At 41.5% G+C, this 20,800-nt stretch carries 23 protein-coding genes and 1 riboswitch; of the genes, 16 read left to right on the top strand and 7 right to left on the bottom strand.

Going from position 1 to position 20,800, the window contains the following annotated elements:
• The first annotated feature begins 6 nt into the window (after nucleotides 1–6).
• Nucleotides 7–318: a hypothetical protein gene (locus KVT11_RS17985; RefSeq protein WP_072368456.1), complete on the top strand. Its 312-nt coding sequence runs from the start codon at nucleotides 7–9 to the stop codon at nucleotides 316–318.
• Nucleotides 319–389: 71 nt separating this feature from the next.
• Nucleotides 390–611, top strand: a complete 222-nt coding sequence (locus KVT11_RS17980; protein WP_072368455.1) for a hypothetical protein — start codon at nucleotides 390–392, stop codon at nucleotides 609–611.
• A 39-nt stretch (nucleotides 612–650) separates the two neighbouring features.
• On the opposite strand, the gene KVT11_RS17975 is transcribed toward KVT11_RS17980, so the two are convergent.
• The 4 genes from KVT11_RS17975 to KVT11_RS17960 form a co-directional block, all read right to left on the bottom strand.
• Entirely contained in the window at nucleotides 651–914 is a 264-nt protein-coding gene (locus tag KVT11_RS17975) for a hypothetical protein (RefSeq protein ID WP_008346966.1), read from the bottom strand.
• Between the two features lie 99 nt (nucleotides 915–1,013).
• A complete protein-coding gene (locus KVT11_RS17970; protein ID WP_008346964.1) occupies nucleotides 1,014–1,583 on the bottom strand; it encodes a GNAT family N-acetyltransferase in 570 nt (189 codons plus the stop codon).
• A gap of 67 nt (nucleotides 1,584–1,650) precedes the next feature.
• The gene (locus KVT11_RS17965; RefSeq protein ID WP_072368454.1) at nucleotides 1,651–2,928 is read right to left on the bottom strand and encodes an Nramp family divalent metal transporter; all 1,278 of its coding nucleotides are present in this window, start codon (nucleotides 2,926–2,928) and stop codon (nucleotides 1,651–1,653) included.
• Between the two features lie 229 nt (nucleotides 2,929–3,157).
• Nucleotides 3,158–3,418, bottom strand: a complete 261-nt coding sequence (locus tag KVT11_RS17960) for a GlsB/YeaQ/YmgE family stress response membrane protein (RefSeq protein WP_003214275.1) — start codon at nucleotides 3,416–3,418, stop codon at nucleotides 3,158–3,160.
• 163 nt (nucleotides 3,419–3,581) lie between these two features.
• Here KVT11_RS17960 and KVT11_RS17955 point away from each other — a divergent pair, with 163 nt between their 5' ends.
• Nucleotides 3,582–4,412, top strand: a complete 831-nt coding sequence (locus KVT11_RS17955) for an EcsC family protein (protein WP_052320361.1) — start codon at nucleotides 3,582–3,584, stop codon at nucleotides 4,410–4,412.
• Nucleotides 4,413–4,438: 26 nt separating this feature from the next.
• Here KVT11_RS17955 and KVT11_RS17950 read toward each other — a convergent pair whose 3' ends face one another.
• Nucleotides 4,439–5,536, bottom strand: coding sequence for a TRAP transporter substrate-binding protein (locus KVT11_RS17950; RefSeq protein ID WP_116307454.1), 1,098 nt, complete (start codon nucleotides 5,534–5,536; stop codon nucleotides 4,439–4,441).
• A 67-nt stretch (nucleotides 5,537–5,603) separates the two neighbouring features.
• Here KVT11_RS17950 and KVT11_RS17945 point away from each other — a divergent pair, with 67 nt between their 5' ends.
• From KVT11_RS17945 to KVT11_RS17910, 8 genes are all read left to right on the top strand, one after another.
• Nucleotides 5,604–7,223: an ATP-binding protein gene (locus tag KVT11_RS17945; RefSeq protein WP_026050048.1), complete on the top strand. Its 1,620-nt coding sequence runs from the start codon at nucleotides 5,604–5,606 to the stop codon at nucleotides 7,221–7,223.
• Complete coding sequence (locus tag KVT11_RS17940; protein WP_017366653.1) at nucleotides 7,220–7,903, top strand: response regulator; 684 nt, start codon at nucleotides 7,220–7,222, stop codon at nucleotides 7,901–7,903. The genes KVT11_RS17945 and KVT11_RS17940 overlap by 4 nt, the downstream gene beginning before the upstream one ends.
• A 124-nt stretch (nucleotides 7,904–8,027) precedes the next feature.
• Nucleotides 8,028–9,296 carry a C4-dicarboxylate transporter DctP gene (gene dctP / locus KVT11_RS17935; protein ID WP_007496516.1) on the top strand — a complete coding sequence of 423 codons (1,269 nt, stop codon included), beginning with the start codon at nucleotides 8,028–8,030 and terminating at the stop codon, nucleotides 9,294–9,296.
• Nucleotides 9,297–9,505: 209 nt separating this feature from the next.
• Nucleotides 9,506–10,528: an AI-2E family transporter gene (locus KVT11_RS17930; protein ID WP_007496515.1), complete on the top strand. Its 1,023-nt coding sequence runs from the start codon at nucleotides 9,506–9,508 to the stop codon at nucleotides 10,526–10,528.
• Between the two features lie 63 nt (nucleotides 10,529–10,591).
• A riboswitch (cyclic di-AMP (ydaO/yuaA leader) is annotated at nucleotides 10,592–10,725 on the top strand.
• A gap of 77 nt (nucleotides 10,726–10,802) precedes the next feature.
• Nucleotides 10,803–12,044 (top strand): dicarboxylate/amino acid:cation symporter, encoded by a 1,242-nt coding sequence (locus KVT11_RS17925; RefSeq protein ID WP_164999017.1) that lies wholly within the window; start codon nucleotides 10,803–10,805, stop codon nucleotides 12,042–12,044.
• Nucleotides 12,045–12,170: 126 nt separating this feature from the next.
• Nucleotides 12,171–13,097, top strand: coding sequence for an ABC transporter ATP-binding protein (locus KVT11_RS17920; RefSeq protein ID WP_035390386.1), 927 nt, complete (start codon nucleotides 12,171–12,173; stop codon nucleotides 13,095–13,097).
• Nucleotides 13,075–13,842 carry an ABC transporter permease gene (locus KVT11_RS17915; protein ID WP_046342723.1) on the top strand — a complete coding sequence of 256 codons (768 nt, stop codon included), beginning with the start codon at nucleotides 13,075–13,077 and terminating at the stop codon, nucleotides 13,840–13,842. The genes KVT11_RS17920 and KVT11_RS17915 overlap by 23 nt, the downstream gene beginning before the upstream one ends.
• A gap of 117 nt (nucleotides 13,843–13,959) precedes the next feature.
• Nucleotides 13,960–14,295 (top strand): hypothetical protein, encoded by a 336-nt coding sequence (locus KVT11_RS17910; RefSeq protein ID WP_017366657.1) that lies wholly within the window; start codon nucleotides 13,960–13,962, stop codon nucleotides 14,293–14,295.
• 98 nt (nucleotides 14,296–14,393) lie between these two features.
• Here KVT11_RS17910 and fbpB read toward each other — a convergent pair whose 3' ends face one another.
• Both fbpB and KVT11_RS17900 read right to left on the bottom strand, forming a co-directional pair.
• Nucleotides 14,394–14,543 carry a Fur-regulated basic protein FbpB gene (gene fbpB / locus KVT11_RS17905; protein WP_017366658.1) on the bottom strand — a complete coding sequence of 50 codons (150 nt, stop codon included), beginning with the start codon at nucleotides 14,541–14,543 and terminating at the stop codon, nucleotides 14,394–14,396.
• A 339-nt stretch (nucleotides 14,544–14,882) separates the two neighbouring features.
• Nucleotides 14,883–15,203 (bottom strand): thioredoxin family protein, encoded by a 321-nt coding sequence (locus tag KVT11_RS17900; RefSeq protein ID WP_008346934.1) that lies wholly within the window; start codon nucleotides 15,201–15,203, stop codon nucleotides 14,883–14,885.
• Between the two features lie 186 nt (nucleotides 15,204–15,389).
• Here KVT11_RS17900 and KVT11_RS17895 point away from each other — a divergent pair, with 186 nt between their 5' ends.
• The 5 genes from KVT11_RS17895 to cshA all read left to right on the top strand — a co-directional run bounded on the left by KVT11_RS17895 (nucleotide 15,390) and on the right by cshA (nucleotide 20,759).
• Nucleotides 15,390–16,472, top strand: coding sequence for a D-alanine--D-alanine ligase (locus tag KVT11_RS17895; protein ID WP_007496503.1), 1,083 nt, complete (start codon nucleotides 15,390–15,392; stop codon nucleotides 16,470–16,472).
• A gap of 81 nt (nucleotides 16,473–16,553) precedes the next feature.
• Nucleotides 16,554–17,918, top strand: a complete 1,365-nt coding sequence (locus KVT11_RS17890; protein ID WP_025206792.1) for a UDP-N-acetylmuramoyl-tripeptide--D-alanyl-D-alanine ligase — start codon at nucleotides 16,554–16,556, stop codon at nucleotides 17,916–17,918.
• A gap of 26 nt (nucleotides 17,919–17,944) precedes the next feature.
• Complete coding sequence (locus KVT11_RS17885; RefSeq protein WP_017366660.1) at nucleotides 17,945–18,643, top strand: alpha/beta hydrolase; 699 nt, start codon at nucleotides 17,945–17,947, stop codon at nucleotides 18,641–18,643.
• A 120-nt stretch (nucleotides 18,644–18,763) separates the two neighbouring features.
• The gene (locus tag KVT11_RS17880) at nucleotides 18,764–19,102 is read left to right on the top strand and encodes an avidin-fold protein (protein ID WP_017366661.1); all 339 of its coding nucleotides are present in this window, start codon (nucleotides 18,764–18,766) and stop codon (nucleotides 19,100–19,102) included.
• Between the two features lie 166 nt (nucleotides 19,103–19,268).
• Nucleotides 19,269–20,759 carry a degradosome RNA helicase CshA gene (cshA, locus tag KVT11_RS17875; RefSeq protein WP_017358400.1) on the top strand — a complete coding sequence of 497 codons (1,491 nt, stop codon included), beginning with the start codon at nucleotides 19,269–19,271 and terminating at the stop codon, nucleotides 20,757–20,759.
• Nucleotides 20,760–20,800: the final 41 nt, after the last annotated feature.

Here is a 20,800-nt window from a genome sequence, read left to right as displayed (position 1 = left end):
ATCAACATGGACATTGAAAATACATTAAATAGAGTATTAGATAAAAGAAAAAAATTAGATTTAAATGATGATTACGGTATACAGAAGAGTTGGGATGAAATAATAGAAATTCTCGGAGAAAACGAAGAGAGAACGTTGGAATATTTAGAACGTTGCAGTAAAGAAGATTTATATTGGATAAGTGAAGTGTTTGAAGACATATCAGAAGTTTTACAAAGTAAGGAATTAATTAAATGTTTGCGTAGGTTGGATAAAAAATATCCTGAATTAGAGATGAAACAAGATATTGATCTAGCAGAAAGCTATATTGAAGATTAAATTTTATGATCTATTTAACTAATAATAATATGTTAATCTAATCCAATCACCACATAAAAGGAGAATCAGCCATGTTATGGATTTTCACACAAAACCAGCAAAGTCTGGTCCACGTCAATGAAGTCACAGTACAGGGTAAAAAAATTGAAGGGATCATGGGAAATGATTCTTGGACAAAAACTCTCGGCAAGTATGACTCAAGCGATCGAGCAGCAGAGATTCTGCAAGACATTGTGAAGACGGTTGAAGAAAATCAAGGTGCATCTATTACATACCGAATGCCTCAGCAGTAAAAAAGAAACCACCTTTCCATAGCGAAAAGGTGGTTTTGTTTATGAGGGTGTTTTGGTAAAGGCTAAAAATAACGGGATGCCTGTGCCGACAAGTGTAGTGGCGAATAGGAACATACCGCAAATGAATAGAAAATGACTGGCTGAAAAGACGAGTGCCAGAATAAGAAATACGATGCTGAGTCCTGCCATGCTATATGATGGGACAAAGCGGCGTTTGTATGTGGCTTTCTTTGTTAGGAATGAGAAGAAAATGCCAAATAATAAAGGGACAATCCATAAGTAAAATAAAATAATAAGAGACATACATCATACCTCGATTTTTTCCTTCTATTTTATCAGATGCCAATCACAACGGATACTACAAAGCTTCACTTTGTAAAATAGTTCATGCAATCGACACAATTAAGTGGGCTGATTGATCGAATTTGTTTTTTGTTTCATATATTCAGGCTGTAAAAGTGCGTACACACAGTGATCGGCAAAGTGGTCGCCCAGCCATTCACATTGTCTTAATATGCCTTCAAGTGAAAAAGATAAACGCTCTGCGATGCGTCTGCTTTTTTGATTATCAACAGCGGCCCTTATTTCAATGCGGTGCAGACCGCACTCTTCAAATAAATAGTGAATGACCGCTTTGCATGCTTTTGTCATGATGCCTTTTCCTTGATAGCCTTCCCCGAGCCAATAGCCAATGGAAACCGTCCGATTAATCCAATGAATTTGGTGGGTGCCAATGATACCAACGAGTTCTCCATGTGACCAGATTCCAGCCTGAAAACCATTGTTTTGCAAAGCTTGCTGCATGGCACCTTGAATAAACGCCATGCTGTCTTCTTCTGTCTGCGTCGAATCGACCCATAGCATCCATTCACGTAAGTGCTCTCTTGAGCGTTGGATGAGCAGATACAGACTTCTCGCGTCTCTTGGTTCAAGTAGCCGCATGGATAGATCTTGATCCTGATAAAAAAACATGTGATCACATCCTTTCAAGGGAAATTCTACCACAACCCGATATAAAAGACAGCATGATCACTGTCTTTTACATAAACGTATCCACAATTAAAAACAGATTAAGTGCGACAACAAGAGCTGCTATCACCCAAGATATTCCTGTCACCCAGCGAGCATTCGTCAAATCGCCCATAATTCGTTTTTTACTTGTAAACAAAATGAGCGGAATTAAAGCAAACGCAATGCCAAAGGATAAGACCACTTGACTCATCACAAGCGCAGATGTCGGATTGACCCCAGATGCAATGATCGCAATAGGGGGAATGATGGTAATAAGCCGGCGGACATACAGCGGAATTCGGTACTGAATAAAACCTTGCATGATAATATCGCCTGACAGTGTACCGACAGAAGAACTGGAAAGTCCGGCTACAAGCAGACCTACACCAAATAAGATCGCTGATACAGGACCTGCGAGAGTGCCAAAATGCTGAAATGCTACATCTAAATCCTCAACAAAAAGACCATTTTTAAAAAATAAAGCAGCTGCTACAATCAACATGCTGGCATTGATGGCGCCAGCAACGATCATCGCAATGAGGATGTCTAAAAACTCAAAACGAAAAATCAGCTTTTTCTCTTTTTCCGTTCTGCCGACGACTCTTCTTTGCGTTAAGGCTGAATGGAGATAGATCGCATGCGGCATCACCGTAGCGCCTAAAATACCAGCGGCAAGCAGTACGCTGTCTGTCCCTTCAAACCTTGGAATGAACAGTCCACCGGCGACACTTGCAAGATCAGGTTTAGCCACAAAGGTTTGTACAGCGAAAGCAATCACGACAACAAACAGCATGCCGGTAATTCCTGCTTCTAACGCTCGATAACCTCGTCTTTGGAGCTCTAAAATGGCAAAAGAACCGATCGCTGCAATAATCGATGCTTCAAGCAGCGGGATACGAAAGAGTAAGTATAAACCAAGGGCAGCCCCGATAAATTCGGCTAAATCTGTGGCGATAATGACGAGCTCGCCCTGAATCCATAAACCAATCGAGACTGGTTTTGGAAACTCTTCTCGAGCAATTTCAGGTAAATTTTTCCCTGTTGCGATTCCAAGCTTTGCAGACAAAGACTGGATGAGTAAGGCCATGAGATTGGATATGAGAATGACCCATAACAGAAGATAGCCATATTTCGAGCCAGCCGCAATGTTGGTCGCAAAGTTTCCTGGATCAATATAGGCAATGGCTGCGATAAAAGCAGGCCCGAGAAAAGGAAGGAGCCTTCTAAAACCCTTCACCTTTCCTTCAAGTGCACGCTCCGCTGCCACTGACATGTGGGCTTGTGCCTCGATGTATTTGTTTGTCATATGTCATCACCTAGATTCTACAAAGTTTTGCTTTGGCACAAAAAGTTTCCTCGATGCAATTTTTAATCATCATATGCCCATCTTCATGAAAAGTCAACTATCTGAACTAATAGGTTTGTTTATCATATGTAAGTGAAAAAAATAGATACCTTGTCAATCAAAACATAAAAAACACCGCCTCTTATCTTAGGCGGTGCATCCTCTGCTTCCTCTTCTTTTCTATCGTTTTTTAAGAAACCCTTGATCCAACGCTGCGGAAGATCAGGCTTAAAATAATGACAAAAATGGCTGCTCCTAAGATCGCTGGAATGATCGCAAATCCTGCCAGACTAGGACCCCACGTTCCAAGTAATCCATGACCAATCCAAGCACCTGCAAGCCCGGCAATCATTGAACCGATCCAGCCTCCTGGTACACTGCCTCCAGCGAGTGCACTCCCAATGAGACCAATGACAATCGCCACAACTAATGAAATCAGAAATCCTAACATGTTGATCACTCCTCTTTTGTTTGTTTATTGTTTACTAAGCAATAACCGTTTTAAAAGAGATTAAAACCTTTCGGAACCACTTCAATGTTCGATACGTATGATGGACAAGGATTGTGTATAATAACAGACATATACTTGAACGGCATCTAAGGAGGCAAATCGCATGGAGGAAAGAGAGTGGTTAAAAGCACAATTAAAAGAGATTGAAAAGTGGGAGAAAGACCAGCAAAAGGTATGGTTTTGGGAGAAACTTAGCCGGCTTCCATTTCAAATGCTGGACAAGCTGACCCCTGCCTTTATTCAAAAAAAAATCGGTGTGTTATTAGATGAGATGGGGCACTATATTCAATCAGGCGGTGTCTATTTGACGTCAGAGAAAGGCATTATTCATCAATTTCAAAAGAAATGTGCCGATGAATCGATTTCGCGTATTGAAGATATTGAGGCGGCTCCGATCGAGGTCATGGATGCCATTAGTGATCAGATGGGGAAAAACCGAACAAACCTCGCCACTGTGCAAGGTGCGACGACAGGTGTCGGAGGTATGTTTACATTAGCGGCAGATATTCCGGCTGTCCTCGGTCTCTCTTTAAAAACATTACAGGATATCGCCGTCACCTATGGCTATGATCCGAAAAATAAAGAAGAACGAGTCTTTATCATTAAATGTTTACAGTTGAATTCTGCTGACGTTGTTGGGAAAAAATCAATATTAAAAGAGCTGAAGAGCTATCATGCATCAGAAGGGAAGCACGAAAACATGATCTCTCAAATTCAAGGATGGCGTGAGGTCGTATATAACTATCGTGATTCGTTTGGCTGGAAGAAGCTGTTTCAACTTGTCCCAATTGCGGGGATTTTGTTTGGTGCAGCGTCCAACCGCTCACAGTTAAAAGGAATTGCCGAAACAGGCATCATGCAATATCGAAAGCGCAGAATATTATCAAGATTAGAGGAGCTCGCTCAGCAAGAACAGCGTGACTCCGGCGCATAAAAAAATCCCTCTCTCAAAGGGATTTTTTATTTGGCCTCAGCATCTTCTTCAAACGCTTGAATCGGAGAATATTCATAGCGTGCCCGGAGCTCGCGGATTTGTTTGATCAAGGTGGAACCGATGATCCTTTCTGCTTCATCATACAAAGGATCGAGCGCTTTCATCCATTTTTGCCGCTCTGCTGGTGTTAATTCGTGTATGGCAATTGGAGATTCGCGTTTAATTTCCTCCAGTTGATCCTTGTTCATTTGTTCGGCATGTTTTTCGTTCCATGCCGTTGTTTCTTCCATCGCTTCGAGTAAAATTCGCTTCGTCTCAGGTGTTTGACGATCAAAAAAGGATTGATCTGTTAAGACGACATACCCTAAATACCCGTGATTACTGATCGTCATATAGTCTTGTATATGATAGAATTTTTTTGAATAAATATTTGAAATTGTATTTTCTTCACCGTCCACTTTTTTTGTTTCTAGCAGCTGAAACGTTGAATTAAACGATTCCTGATAGGGTTTTGCGCCAAGTAACTCGAATTGTTTTTCAATCATGTCACTTTGCATAATACGGAGAGATTGCTTTTTTAAATCACTAGGCTGCTTGATTGGGCCTTTATTCGAAGTGATTTGCTTAAAGCCATTTGTCCAGTAGGCCATTCCCTTTAGTCCATCTTTTTGCAGTGTGCCGAACAGTCTCTGTCCAATCGCACCATGTAACCCTTCTTGGACAGCATCGTAGTTAGAAAAGGCAAAGGGCAGATCAAGTGCCAGCCATTCAGGGGACAGCATGCCGAGCTTTGACGTAGACGGAGCAATAAATTGAACTTGATTCTCTTTTAGTGCATTAATTTCTTCGATATCAGAATAAAGACTCCCGTTTGAAAAGATTTGAATGCTGATCCTGCCATCGGATTTTTCGTGAACAAGCTCAGCAAATTTCTTTGCAGCCAGCCCTTTTGGGGTATTATCTGCGACAACATGGCTGAATTTGAACACAAGCTGATCCTTCAGCCCTGTCTGTTCATCGTCGAAGGTCGTCGCTGATTTAGGCATCATATGATAAAAGCCAAAGTATAAAGCGGTTACAAAACCGATGATGAGTAATAGCGTATAGGCGAGTAAATTCTTCATGCGTCAGATCCCCCTTATGTCAAGGATACTTGACAGAGGAAGAATTCGTAAAGATACAGGTGAAAAAATGATGAGAAATCGACTGAAATTACAACAATTATCTATTAGATGGAAGCTCACCATCCTCACATATTTCGTTGTCATTTTTGCCCTTTTAATCGGAGGAATTGTTCTGGTCGGGGGAATTCAGCAAACAGAGGAACGAGAACTTCGAAAAAGGCTCATGAACACGGCAAGAACAGTAGCTGAGATGAATGAGGTAAAGCAGGCGTTGGATGATCAGACAAAGGAGCGTGCGCGGTTGCAGCATGCCATCGAAGAGATTCGGATTATCCAAGATGCTGACTACATTGTTGTCATGGATATGGATCACGTGCGACTGACACATCCAGTGAAAACAAGGATTGGCCAGCGCTCAGAGGGGACAGATGAAGAACCTGCCTTTGCAGAGCATATCTATTTCTCAGAAGCACAGGGCGAGCTTGGCACAGCCATTAGAGCTTTTTATCCAGTAAAGGATGAAAAATTTAACCAAACAGGGGTTGTACTAGTCGGAAGAACATTGCCGAGTATGGCAGATATATTAGGAGAAATGAAGCAGGATATCCTCATGATCCTTCTGCTCACACTCAGCTTCGGGCTTGTCGGTTCATTTTTGCTCGCCCGTCATATTAAACAGCAAATGTTTAAGCTAGAGCCGCATGAGATTGTCAGAATGCTAGAGGAACGCACCGCTACCTTTCATTCCATTAATGAAGGGGTCATTGCCATTGATAACCAGCACATGATCACCATTTTTAATGAAAAAGCAAAGCAAATTTTCAGCGTGACAGGTGATGTAGTGGGCCGAAATATTTGGGATGTGCTGTCAGATACAAGGCTTCCAGAAATCATTGACCGCGCAGAACCCGTCTACAATGAAGAAATTCATATGAGCGGAAAGCGGATCATGAGCAGCCGAATTCCAATTGTGATGAAAAAGAAAATCATCGGAGCGGTTGCGATTTTTCAGGACCGGACAGAGGCGGCCAAATTGGCGGAGGAATTAACCGGGGTGAAGAACTTCGTTGATGGCCTGCGGGTGCAAAATCATGAACATATGAATAAGCTTCATACAATTGCGGGATTAATTCAGCTGGGGAAAGCCGATCAAGCGCTCGATTTAGCGTTTCAAACGACCGAAGAACAGGAGCATGTGACGGACTTTCTCCACCGTGTAATACAGCATGATGCAGTTGCAGGTTTATTGATGAGCAAGATAAGAAGGGGCAAGGAGCTAGGCATAAAGGTTGAAGTAGATGAAAATAGCAGTCTGCGCGATTTCCCAGAGCGGCTGGATCAGCATGATATGACGAAGCTACTTGGCAACCTGATCGAGAATGCCTTTGCCGCGTATGATACTGTAGAAAGAGACACAAAACTCATTTCTATTAGTATTGATCAAACAGAGGATGTCCTCGCGATCTTAATTGAAGATTATGGTTCTGGAATAGAAGAGGACATGATTCCTCATATTTTCGACAAAGGCTTTACTCACGGTAAAGAAGGCGGAACAGGCTACGGACTGTATATTGTAAAAACGATTATCGACAAAGGAATGGGAAATGTAGAAGTCACATCAAGCATCGGCATTGGTACCACCTTCTCAATCGAATTCCCAATGACAATAGAGGAGAGAGACAGATGACTCAGATTAAGGTGCTATTAATTGAAGATGACCCGATGGTGCAAGAAGTCAATAGAGAGTTCATTAAGAGTGTCCCTGGCTTTCAAGTTGCGGCTGTAGCAGGAAATGGCGAGCAGGGCATCCAGCTCATCAAAGACATTCGCCCAGATCTTGTGGTGCTCGATGTGTATATGCCTAAAAAAGATGGCGTCAAAACACTGCAAGACATCAGAAAGCAAAAGATGCAGGTGGATGTGATTGTGATTTCGGCAGCAAAGGACAAAGAGACGATCGGCACCATGCTTCAAAATGGTGCCCGAGATTATATCATTAAGCCATTTAAGTTCGAACGGATGAAAGAATCTCTTGAAAGCTATAAAGCGTTCAAATCAAAAATTCGTACCGCAGCAGAATTTTCTCAAGAGATGCTCGATGATATCATACGAAAGCCTGCAGTTAAGCAGGAAGAGACATGGCTTCCTAAGGGGCTGAATGTGCATACGATGAATGAAATTAAAGCCTATATGCGTCTGCAAGAAGGAGCGCAGTCTGCAGAGGAAGTTGCCAATGCACTTGGGATTGCACGTGTCACAGCACGCCGTTATTTAGACTTCCTTGTAAAAGAAGGCGAGCTGAAATTAGATATGCAATATGGCGGGGTCGGACGCCCTGTGAACAAATATATCGTACATTCTGACTAAGAGACCAAAAAGACCAAAATGTACGATATGTCCATAAGCTTCACAGCCTATGATGAAATCGCTATCATTTACCTACAGATAACAGTTAAGCGTTTACATCAAAGGGTGAGGGAGTTGATTTTTTATGAAGAGGCTATTGAAGAACCTGACATTTCAGGTCATTGCAGCTGTCATTATCGGGATTATTGTTGGGATGGTTTGGCCAAACGTCGGGAAAGAAATGAAGCCGCTTGGTGACACATTTATTAATGCAGTGAAAATGGTCATTGCACCCATTATTTTCTTAACCATTGTTCTTGGAATTGCCAAGATGGGGGACATGAAAAAGGTTGGAAAAGTTGGGGGAAAAGCTTTTATCTATTTTGAAGTTGTGACGACGCTTGCGCTTGTCATCGGACTGTTTGTGGTCAATATCATGAAGCCGGGAGCAGGTCTTGACTATAGTAAGCTTGAAAAAGGGGATGTCTCGCAATATACCCAAAATGGAGGACAGGGTATCGACTGGATGGAGTTTGTCACACACATTGTGCCATCTAACATGGTAGATGCCTTTGCAAAGGGAGATATTTTACAGGTCTTATTCTTCTCTATTTTATTCGGTGTTGCGCTCGCTGCACTTGGCGAGAAGGGGAAAGGCATCATCGAATGGCTTGATAAGCTGTCGCTTGTCTTCTTTAAAATCATTGGTTACATTATGCGTGCCGCGCCATTAGGGGCATTTGGAGCAATGGCTTATACAATCGGACACTTCGGTTTAGCTTCAATTAAACCACTGGCTAGTCTAATGCTTTCCGTTTATATGACGATGTTCCTGTTTATTTTCGTCGTGCTGAACATCATTTGTAAAATGTATGGCTTCAGCCTGTTCGGTTACCTCCGTTTTATCAAAGATGAAATTTTAATTGTTCTTGGCACAAGTTCTTCAGAATCTGTCCTGCCAAGAATGATGGATAAAATGGAACGCTACGGGTGCTCTAAGTCGGTTGTTGGACTTGTCATCCCGACAGGCTATTCCTTTAATTTAGATGGAACCTCAATCTACTTGTCCATGGCCGTGGTCTTCTTAGCGCAAGTGTTTGGGGTGGACCTATCCATCGGACAGCAAATCACGATTATCCTTGTTCTGATGCTCACATCAAAAGGAGCAGCTGGAGTCACAGGAAGCGGATTTATCGTGCTAGCTTCTACACTTGCTGCACTTCAGGTTATCCCGCTAGAAGGTCTTGCACTGCTATTAGGGGTCGACCGTTTCATGAGTGAAGGAAGAGCGATTACGAACCTGATTGGAAATGGAATTGCTACAATTGTTGTAGCGAAAAGTGAAGGGGAATTTGACGAAGCGAAGAGTAAAACAGCGCTTCAGGAAATGCGAAATATCAAGCAGGCTGTTTAGTATAAAAACAACCAAAAACCGAAACCTTATGTCTACATGGGGTTCGGTTTTTTCTTGTGTAAAAAAAGAAAAAACATAAAAGCTTGATTAATTTAGGACGAATCGTAAGACCTCATTGACCTTTTGTTATATAATTTACAGAAAGATCCGATATAATGAATATGAGATCCAACGAAAAATAGACTTTAGTCCTGGCAGGTGTGTAACGTATGGCGGCATTTTTTAAATTGTTCGAAAAACCTGGTGTCAAGAGGTTTTCAGTATTTGTAGTATTAGCCACAGCATTATATCTATTAAGAGGAATGATGAATTTAATCCTCCTGACCTTCATTTTCACTTTTTTAATGAACCGGTTAGAAGAGGTCATAAGAGGCTTTTTAAATCGCTTCCTGAAAATAGGACAGAAATCAGTCATCACCATTTTGTACATCCTTCTAGCTGGTGGATTGACGTTTGGCGGCTTTGTGTTTGTGCCCATCATTGCTAAACAGGTGGAACAGTTATTTCATTTAGGGAAAAAGATTGCAGATCATCCACAAGATTTACCCTTCTTTGACGTCGTCACCAATGTGTTCGGAGATTTCAAAATATCTTCTTTCTTCGAGAAAGGGTTTAATTTCCTCTATACATACTTAACAGATTTCAGCACGTTCAGTATCCAGGTCATTATGTCCTTAATATTAAGCATGTTCTTCCTGTTCGAAAAGGAACGCCTCATTCAATTCATGAATAAGTTCAAAACGAGTAAAATCTCCGTGTTCTATCATGAAATTGCCTTCTTTGGACGTAAGTTTTCCAGAACATTTGGTAAGGTACTTGAAGCACAGTTCATCATTGCAACAGTTAACTGTGTCTTAACGACAATTGCGCTTGGCATTATGGGCTTTCCGCAATTATTTGGATTAGCGGTCATGGTCTTCTTGTTAGGTTTAATTCCGGTAGCGGGTGTGGTCATCTCCCTCGTTCCACTCAGCATCATTGCGTATACACTTGGAGGCGGAATGTACGTCCTATATATTGTGCTGGTGATCGTGATCATCCATGCCATTGAAGCCTACTTCTTAAATCCGAAGCTCATGTCAGCTAAAACAGAGCTCCCTATTTTCTTCACGTTTATTGTCCTGATCTTTTCTGAACACTATATTGGCATTTGGGGACTGATTATCGGCATCCCAATCTTTGTGTTTATCTTAGATATCTTGGAGGTCACGAATAAGGAAGAAAGTAATTAAAAAGTTCATATGAACCTGTTTACAATTTTCTAAAAATAAGGTATAAATAGTATGAAAATATCATATTACCACACGCTTAATCCTTCTAAAGGAATGGGGGACCCAAGTTTTTGGGGTGAATTTTTCTTATTTAAGAAAAAAGGACATCTCTTCGTCCTAACCCGTCAGCTAACCTCATCAGCGTGAAGAGAGTAGACAGTGGTACACGTATGGACACGCAGGCCCACGAGAAGACTCTCTCGTGGGCCTTTTTGACGAGGAAGGGGAGATTTTATTGAAGCTTGCGACGAAAATTATTATTGCTTTAATTGTAGGTGCAATCACAGGACTACTGCTCAACATTTTTGCTCCAAATGTATTCAAAGTGTTAGACCCTTATCTATTTACACCTCTAGGTCAAATCTTCTTAAACCTGATTAAAATGTTAGTTGTACCGATTGTCTTCTTTTCGATCACACTTGGTGTAGCAGGCCTTGGCGATCCGAAAAAACTTGGCAGAATCGGCGTAAAAACCATTACTTACTTTCTACTCACTACGACTTTTGCCATCATTATTGGCATTTCATTGGCCTTACTTATTAAGCCAGGCGCATTTGGCAATTTTGATACGAAAGCGGCAGAATACTCCGCTGAGGAAGCCCCATCAATGGCAGACACACTACTCAATATTATTCCAACCAATCCAGTCCAATCTCTAGTTGAAGGAAATATGCTTCAAATTATCGTCTTCTGTGTATTTTTAGGTCTTGGCATTGCCTTGCTCGGTAAAAAAACAGAAGGTTTGCTGAAGCTGTTTGAACAAGGAAATGAATTAATGATGTATCTTGTCGGTGTTGTGATGAAATTCGCACCGTACGGGACATTCGGTTTGATCGCAACGGCGATTGGCAGTCAGGGGCTCGATGCCATGAAAGCGATGGGACTTTACTTCTCAGTCGTCTTAATTGCGCTGATCTTGCATTTCTTCCTGACCTATGGGTCAACCGTTGCCCTATTAGCTAAACGAAATCCAATGGCATTCTTCAAAGCATTTTCTCCAGCGATGGTTGTGGCATTTAGTACATCAAGCAGTAACGCAGTACTGCCAGTATCAATGGAAACAGCTCAAAAGCGTTTGAAGGTGCCAGAACCTATTTCAAGCTTTGTGCAGCCGCTAGGTGCGACCATTAATATGGATGGTACAGCGATCATGCAAGGGGTTGCGACTATTTTTATCGCACAAGTGTATGGAGTTGAATTAACCCTTGTTCAAATGCTGACAGTTGTCTTAACAGCAGTACTAGCAAGTATTGGCACAGCAGGTGTCCCAGGGGTAGGGCTCATCATGCTAGCCATGGTTTTAAATTCCGTGAATCTTCCTGTTGAGGGCATTGCGCTGATCCTTGGCATAGACCGCTTATTAGACATGGCAAGAACCGTGGTCAATATTACAGGTGACGCAGCATGTGCGGTGATTGTTTCTGAAACCGAAAAGAAACATGAGAAGGAAGCACCAACACCTAATTTATCACTTTAACAACAAGAAGGGCTGACTGGATCAGCCCTTTTTTTCGTGGAACGGCTTGTCTAGCGTGATATACTTTTTACAGGATGAGCGGCCGTAACTGCCGCCATAGGTTTTACATTAGAAGGAGGAACCACTTTGCAGTCTGCTGTTTTACACATAGAGAACGTCGATAAACAAATTGGCCGGCATCAAATTTTGCAACATATTTCGATGGACATTAGGCAAGGGGAAATTGTCGGTTTACTTGGACCAAATGGGTCTGGAAAAACGACCTTGATTCGATTGATCGTTGGCTTGATGAAAAAAAACAACGGCCGGATCATCATAAATGGATATTCTCAAGATGATGATCATCAAAAGGCGATGTCATCTGTTGGGGCGATCATAGAAAATCCGGAATTTTATTCATATTTAACAGGTTTTGAAAACCTTGAGCTGTATGCGTCTATGCATGATGGAGTTTCAGAAGAGCGCATTCTTGAAGTGGTAAAAAGAGTTCGTCTGGAGCACGCCATTCACCAGAAGGTCAAAACGTATTCACTAGGGATGAAACAAAGGCTCGGGATTGCACAAGCCATTTTGCATAAGCCCAATCTGCTCATTTTAGATGAACCAACAAATGGGCTTGATCCCGCAGGAATGAAGGAGTTTCGAGAGCACTTGCAAATGCTTGTACAAGAAGAGGGTGTCTCTGTGTTATTTGCTACACATCTTTTGCATGAAGTAGAAGAGCTTTGTGACCGCATGATCATCATCCAAAAAGGACAAATCAAAGCCAATACAAACCTTCGAGACATGGAAGGAAAAGAGCAGGTGTTGATGAATATTCAGCCAGTAGAAAAGGCAGTTTCATGGCTAGATACGCAAGGATATACATATGAACAAAGGGATCAGCATGTGCTGGTTCAACTGAATAAAGACCGTGTGCCGGAGCTGAATAAACAGCTTGTCTTAGCAGAATTTGATGTACTTGAAATGACGCCTCAAAAACAATCAATTGAAGAGGCCTTTATGAAATGGACGGAAGGTGGGACGGCAGATGCTTCAACTCATCAAGAATGAACATAAAAAAATCACGAGACAAAAGATCACATTCATTGCACTTGGACTGATTGTTGTCTTTCAATTGACGATGGCTCTAGCATTGAAACGAGTCATTTCCGGGCTTGGCGGGCAAGATACAGTCGCGAACTATTTTGCTTATTCCACGAATGTTGTGTTTATTTTACAAGTGTTCGCTGTCGTGATTGGCGCCACATTGATCTCAACAGAGTTTCAAAAAAGAACCATCAAGTTCTTGTTGATCCGGCCAAAGACAAGGCTTCATATTTTCTTGGCAAAATACATCACTCTTGTGCTGATGGTCCTTTACCTGTTTGTTTTTTATTATGTGTTCGCTTTTCTTTTTGGCCTTATTTTCTTTGGTACTGATTTTGATGAAAGCACTGGGCGATTATTTCTGCACACATTTGCTGTGATTGGATCACAGTGGGTGGAAGTGGTCATGATGGCAAGCTTTGCTTTTCTGTGCTCAAGTTTGTTTAGAAACAGTCTGATTGCACTTGTGACTTCATTTTTCGTCTTATACGCGGCGAAATCATTAGTGTCGATCATGTCTCTGTTAGAAAATCAGTGGGGGAAGATTCTACTTTTCGCTAATACGGACTTTACACAATACAGTTTTCAAGGTCCGCCGCTCTTTCAGGGCATGAGCCCTCTGTTTTCACTATTCATTGTAGGGGCGCATTTCGTTTTCTTTGTTGGTGCTGCTTGGCTCCTTTTTTGGAAGCGTGATGTAAATGTGTAAAAATTGTGTCAAATAACAAGAAAAATTCGTGACATCTTTGTGAAAACGAGTCTGTATTTCACGATAACCGGCTGATTTTGTCTTATAATAAGACAGAGTCATGGAGGTGGCACTATCGTGAAAAATTTTATTACGGCTTTACCTATTTTGTTGCTGTTGTCGTTTTCGTTTGTGTCTTTTGCCTTCCAGTTTGATCATCTTGTTTATTTCAGACTAGCGCTAGGGATCTTTTCATTAGCGGGTCTTTTCTTTCTGTATACACTTAAAAGAAACATGAAATGGTTCATGGTCTATTTATATGCGAGCTGGATCGTTCTTGCTGCCGTTACGACATTTGAAGAACCCGTGTTTTCACAATTCTTCTTCGGTGGTTTAACGATGACAATGGGTTATCTAACATATATGCTCATCTATTTAGGAATGAAACAAGACCGTGTAGCGAAATCACATTAAAACAAAAGCCGATAAAATCGAAGAATAGATTTTATCGGCTTTTTCTTTTCTTCAGGCAAATAAAAAAGCAGCCATCTATTTGACTGCTCTTCTTGTGTTTATGATTCACGTCCAGCAGCGGCAAGCTGCTTCTGGTGCTTTTTGTCGATGGTTGCGTATATACTTTCCATCATCTTAGGGTCTCGCATGATCGCTTCCTTGTTTTCTTCAATCAATTGCTGATACGTTTTGATTTTCTTCTTAGACATGTAACTCAACGCTCCTTTGGTAGAATGGATTCTATAAGATTTCACACAGATGAAATTGATAATCATTTTCAATTAGCAACTCCATTATACAAAGCAGAATGTCATAAGTAAAGATTCAATTCAGAAAATTCACGTAACCGACATATTCCCATCCATATCGACGATGAATTCTTTCCCAGGAAATAATCCGCTGTCAAACCTTGTCATGAAATCAGATCAAACATTCCCTGCCGATGTTGAAACGTTTTAGCCGCACATCTCGTCTTATGAAGAGATTTGATTTAAAAGGATATAAAAAAGACACCAGCATGAGTTGGCTGATGTCTCCATTCAAATGAGTTATGAAACGTGTTCTTGAAGAAACTCTGTTACTTCTTCAGGTGATTTAGCGTTGGCACTGTGTAAATGACCTGTTTTTTCGCCATTTTTGAAAATTAACAGGCTAGGAATTCCCATGACCTGATACGTTTCCGCTAACTCAGGAAAGTCGTCTTTGTTTATTTCAAACCATTCATTCTGAGCATAAGCCTCTAAGATGTCTGGAATGAACATGTCCATTCTAGTGCAATCAGGGCACCATGTCGCAAAGAATTTAACGATGACCTCTTTGTCTGATTGAATGATTTCGTTGAATTGTTCAGTGCTTGTAATTTTTTTCAATTTGTCACAACTCCTTTTCAATGTCATTTTAATATAAAATAAAGGCGAATGACATACAAATGCTCGGGGGGGGCGCTTACAATCTTTACAAATCATTTCAATTCCGTAACAACAAAAATTAATTAGAGCATTTTTGCTTGAAAGTGATAAGATAGTAAAGATGAATTTTAGTGGGGGGAGTATCCATTGAAAATAAGTTTAGGATTGGTTTACGGCGGAAAGTCAGCCGAACATAATGTATCACTGCAAACAGCCCTTGCAGTTACAAAAGCACTTAACACTGAGAAGTTCGATATACATCCAATTTATATTACAGAAGAGGGCGAATGGCTAAGAGGAGAAAAACTCACTGAACCAGTATCAAACGTCAAAATGCTTCAATTTGAACAAAATGCAAAGACGTTTTTACCAACTTCTTTAAATGAAAGCATGTTTCCACAGCCTGCAGCAGCTGATGAAAAGATTGATGTTGTCTTTCCATTGCTACATGGGCCAAATGGTGAAGATGGGACCATGCAAGGGTTACTTGAACTATTGAATATCCCGTATGTTGGTAACGGCGTTCTCGCGTCTGCTGCGGGTATGGATAAAGTCATGATGAAAGATGTGTTTGCTCAAGCTGGGCTTGCGCAGGCAAAGCATCTTTCCTTCAATAAAAAGGATTATGAGAAAGCCATATCAGACAGTCTAGAACAGGTAGAAGCAGTTCTCGGGTATCCTTGTTTTGTGAAACCTGCCAACATGGGATCAAGTGTCGGAATTAGTAAATGCCGCAGCAAAGAAGAGCTGCAAACAGCATTTGATTTGGCTTTCCAATATGATCGTCGTGTTGTTGTGGAAGAAGGCGTTGTAGGACGAGAAATTGAAATTGGTGTATTAGGAAATGACGAGCCGAAATGCTCAGTTGTTGGTGAAATTGCACCTAAAACAGATTTTTATGACTACAAAGCAAAATATGAAGATGGCGATACAGATTTGATCATTCCTGCGAGTGTGTCAGAGGAAGAGTACAAGACGATTCATGATATGGCGATTAAGGCATTTAAAGCCATTGATGGATCTGGCCTCGTACGTGCAGATTTCTTCCTAACAGAAGAAGGCGAAGTGCTGATCAATGAAGTGAATACAATGCCAGGGTTCACACCTTTTAGTATGTTCCCGCTGCTTTGGAAACATACTGGTGTAGAGTATCCTGAGCTGATTGAGAAGCTGGTGTCACTTGCAATTGAGCGCCATCAAGAAAAACAAACCATTAAAACCACTTTTTAATGTAAGAAGCAAGCAGACACTATCCTACAGGTAGTGTCTCTTTTCCTTCAAACGTGAAATGAGAAAGAGAGGCGAAAAAACATGATCAAACGTACAGTGAAACAAGTCGCCCAAATGGCTGGTGGCACATTATCGAATGAAGCTTTTGGCGAAGAACAGATACACGGAGTGACAACAGATACACGAAAAGTATCAAAAGGCGCACTATTTATCCCGCTTATCGGGGAACATTTTAACGGCCACACTTTTGCTTCAAAAGCAGTGGAGCTTGGAGCGGCAGCGGTTCTTTGGAATGAAACAGAAGCGAACCCACCATCCGGTGTACCTGTCATTCTTGTAGAGGATACTCTGACAGCACTCCAACAGCTTGCGAAATCATACTTAAAAGAGGAAAACCCTCGAGTTGTCGGTATTACTGGAAGTAATGGCAAAACAACGACGAAAGACATGATCCATTCTGTCCTACAAACGACATACAGAGTCCATAAAACAGATGGCAACTTTAATAATCATATTGGACTTCCACTGACCATCCTTGCAATGCCAGAAAAAACAGAGATTGCTGTATTAGAGATGGGCATGAGTGCAAAAGGAGAAATCGAATTTTTATCTAATCTCGCTGAACCTGATGCAGCTGTCATCACCAATATTGGAGAATCTCATATGCAGGATCTAGGATCAAGAGAAGCCATTGCAGATGCAAAATGTGAGATCACAAAAGGGTTAAAAGAGGATGGGACTTTTTATTATTTAGGAGACGAGCCTTTACTCCGCCAAAGAGCAAATGCCCTTGCACGTAGCGTAAAAACATTTGGGGAATCAGAGGACTGTGATATCAAGGTGATTCACATCCACCAACTCGCTGAAGGCACTGAATTTCAAGTGGAGGGATATGCTCAAGGGTTTCTCATTCCTGTATTAGGGAAACACAATGTAAAGAATGCTCTTGCAGCTATTGCAATCGGCCAGCATTTCGGTCTGAATGAAAGGCAAATTGCCCAAGGGCTAATGCAAACGAAATTGACAGGCATGCGTTTAGAACTGTTTAAAACAGATAAGGGCATCACGGTTATCAACGATGCGTATAATGCGAGTCCTACGTCGATGAAGGCAGCGATTGATCTTGTAGGAGATATGGATGGCTTTGCTAACCGCATACTCGTTCTCGGAGATATGCTGGAGATGGGCAGTGAAGAAGAAACCTATCATTTTGAAGTAGGGGAGTACATCAAGCCTGAGTTTATTGATCATGTTTTAACGTTTGGCCGTCTTGGCGCATTCATTGCTGAAGGAGCAAAGAAAGCATTTGGAGACGACCGTGTATCTTCTTATATGGACAAAGAAGAACTGAAGAAAAAACTAGCGGATGTGGCAGGACCTGACGATGTCGTTCTGGTCAAAGCTTCCCGTGGCATGAGATTGGAAGACGTGATTACTGCACTATAAATCAGATCGGCAAAGAAGGTGACAGGGTGATTGGCTGTCTATGTATACACGGTTTTACTGGTGCCCCGTATGAAGTAGAGCCGCTTGCGGAATATTTAAAGCAGACGACAGATTGGACGGTACAATCTGTCACGCTTCCGGGGCATGGGGAGGAACTTCAGCTCAAAGGCATTCTCTATCAGGAGTGGATTGCCACCGCTGAATTAGAACTCTTATCCCTTTACCGAACATGTGACACCATTTATTTGGTCGGCTTTTCTATGGGCGGGATGATTGCCTCATATTTAGCAGCGAAGTATCCAGTGGCCCGTCTTGTTCTGTTAAGTGCTGCTGCTAAATATGTTAACCCAAAACAAATGATTCAAGACACAAGGCAGATGGTGAAGGAATCCTTGTCTGGTTTGATTGATACGAACCCATTGTATGATCGATATCGTCATAAGCTGAAGAGTACACCGCTATCAGCTGCTGTAGAATTTATGAAATTGGTGAAGCAAACGAAAGGTTCTCTTGAAAAGCTTCATCTACCTGTCTTGATCGTTCAAGGTGAAAGCGATGGGATCGTCCCCGCTTCTAGTGCAGAATTCATTTATCATAAAATCCCGTCCCGTCAGAAAGAAATGTTCTATTTACCGGATTGTAAACATCACGTTTGTCATGAGCCTTGTGCACAGCAATTGTTTGAGAAAGTCGAACAATTTCTAAAAAAACAATTTAATCTATAGAAAAGCTAAAATGTGGCTAAACTAATATAAATTGAATCCCACTTGTTAAAATTTGCATCATTTTTGTCGAATGAGTGACAGGCCTATGTTACAATAGGTAAGAAAAGGTGGTCGATTCGGTTGTTTCAATATGACGGAAAAACCTTTGTCCCGCAGTCTAATTCGAGCAATGGGGAAGTATCGGAAGGAACCATATTTCAATATCGTCAGGACGGGAATATTTTAACGGGCACATATCAAGGCGGCAGTATTCAATCTGGCGTACTTGTAGGAACTGTGAATAAAGACGGAGCACTTCATTTTAGATATCATCATGTAAGTAAGGATGGCAGCATGAGAAGCGGTTCATGTCATTCCACCCCTAAGCAGCTGGATAACGGGAAAATCCAACTGTTTGAAAAGTGGAAATGGATGGACGGAGATCAAAGTGAAGGTGAATCAGTCATTGTCGAGCAGTAGATATATCCATTTCTGTCTTGTTGAAAAACAAATAGTGTAATGGTAAGATATAATGTAGGGTAATTCGGGCTTTGTATATAATGGACCTGTCCTTTCATACAAAGGGCAGTTTTTAATGATCATTCACGAGATTACTGAAACAGCAATTAGAAGGAGTTTGAATAAATTGACTATAACGTTTCAAGATTTTCAATTAAGCGAAAGTCTCATGAAAGCTATTAACCGCATGGGATTTGAAGAAGCAACACCGATTCAAGCAGAAACGATTCCTCTCGGTCTTCAGAATAAAGATGTCATCGGACAAGCACAAACAGGAACAGGAAAAACTGCAGCATTTGGTATTCCTCTTGTAGAAAAAATCGATCCAGCGTCTCCTAACATCCAAGCGATCATCATTGCGCCAACAAGAGAATTAGCGATTCAAGTATCTGAAGAGCTATACAAAATCGGCCAAGACAAGCGTGCACGTGTACTTCCAATTTACGGTGGACAAGATATCGGCCGTCAAATCCGTTCGCTCAAGAAAAATCCTCATATCATTGTAGGAACTCCAGGACGTTTACTTGATCACATTAATCGTCGCACAATGCGTCTTCAAAATGTTGAAACAGTCGTGCTTGATGAAGCAGACGAAATGCTCAACATGGGTTTCATCGAAGACATTGAAGCGATCCTTTCAAATGTACCAAGTGAACACCAAACACTTTTATTCTCTGCGACAATGCCTGCACCAATTAAGCGTATTGCAGAGCGTTTCATGACAAACCCAGAACATGTAAAAGTAAAAGCGAAAGAAATGACTGTATCTAACATCCAGCAGTTCTACTTGGATATTCACGAGCGTAAGAAGTTCGATACATTGACTCGTCTTCTTGACATTCAATCACCAGAGCTTTCAATTGTTTTCGGCCGTACAAAGCGCCGCGTTGACGAATTGACTGAAGCATTAAACCTTAGAGGTTATACAGCTGAAGGAATTCATGGTGACTTGACTCAGGCGAAACGTATGGTTGCGCTTCGTAAATTTAAAGAAGGTTCAATCGATGTGCTTGTCGCAACAGACGTTGCAGCACGTGGACTTGATATCTCAGGTGTTACACATGTGTATAACTTCGACGTACCACAAGATCCAGAAAGCTATGTACACCGTATTGGACGTACAGGCCGTGCTGGACGTACAGGTATGGCGATGACATTCATCACACCACGTGAAAAAGATATGCTTCGTGCGATTGAGCAAACGACTAAGCGTAAAATGGATCGTATGAAAGAACCAACTCTAGACGAGGCAATTGAAGGACAACAACAAGTCACAGTTGACCGTCTACGCACAATCATTAGTGAAAACAACTTGAACTTCTACATGACAGCAGCTGCTGAATTGTTAGAAGATCATGATTCTGTTACAGTGGTTGCGGCTGCCATCAAAATGATGACAAAAGAGCCGGATGCAACGCCTGTTCGTTTGACAGATGAAGCACCAATGATTTCAAAACGCAATCGTAACAACCGCAGCTCTTCTAAACGCAGAGACGGCGGCGGTGGTGGCGGCTATCGCGGAAAAAGCCGTTCATCTTACGGTGATAAAAAGCGTTCTTCAAATGACCGCAATCGTTCTTCTAACGATCGTCGTCAAAAGAAATCTTATAACAACTAATTCAAAAGCGAATCCTTTGCAGGGTTCGCTTTTTTTAACAG

The organism is Bacillus sp. GbtcB10 (assembly GCF_019091365.1).
Lineage (GTDB): Bacteria > Bacillota > Bacilli > Bacillales > Bacillaceae > Bacillus > Bacillus altitudinis.
The sequence above is the reverse complement of the archived record's forward strand: the minus strand, read 5'-3'. Positions and strand labels throughout refer to the sequence as shown.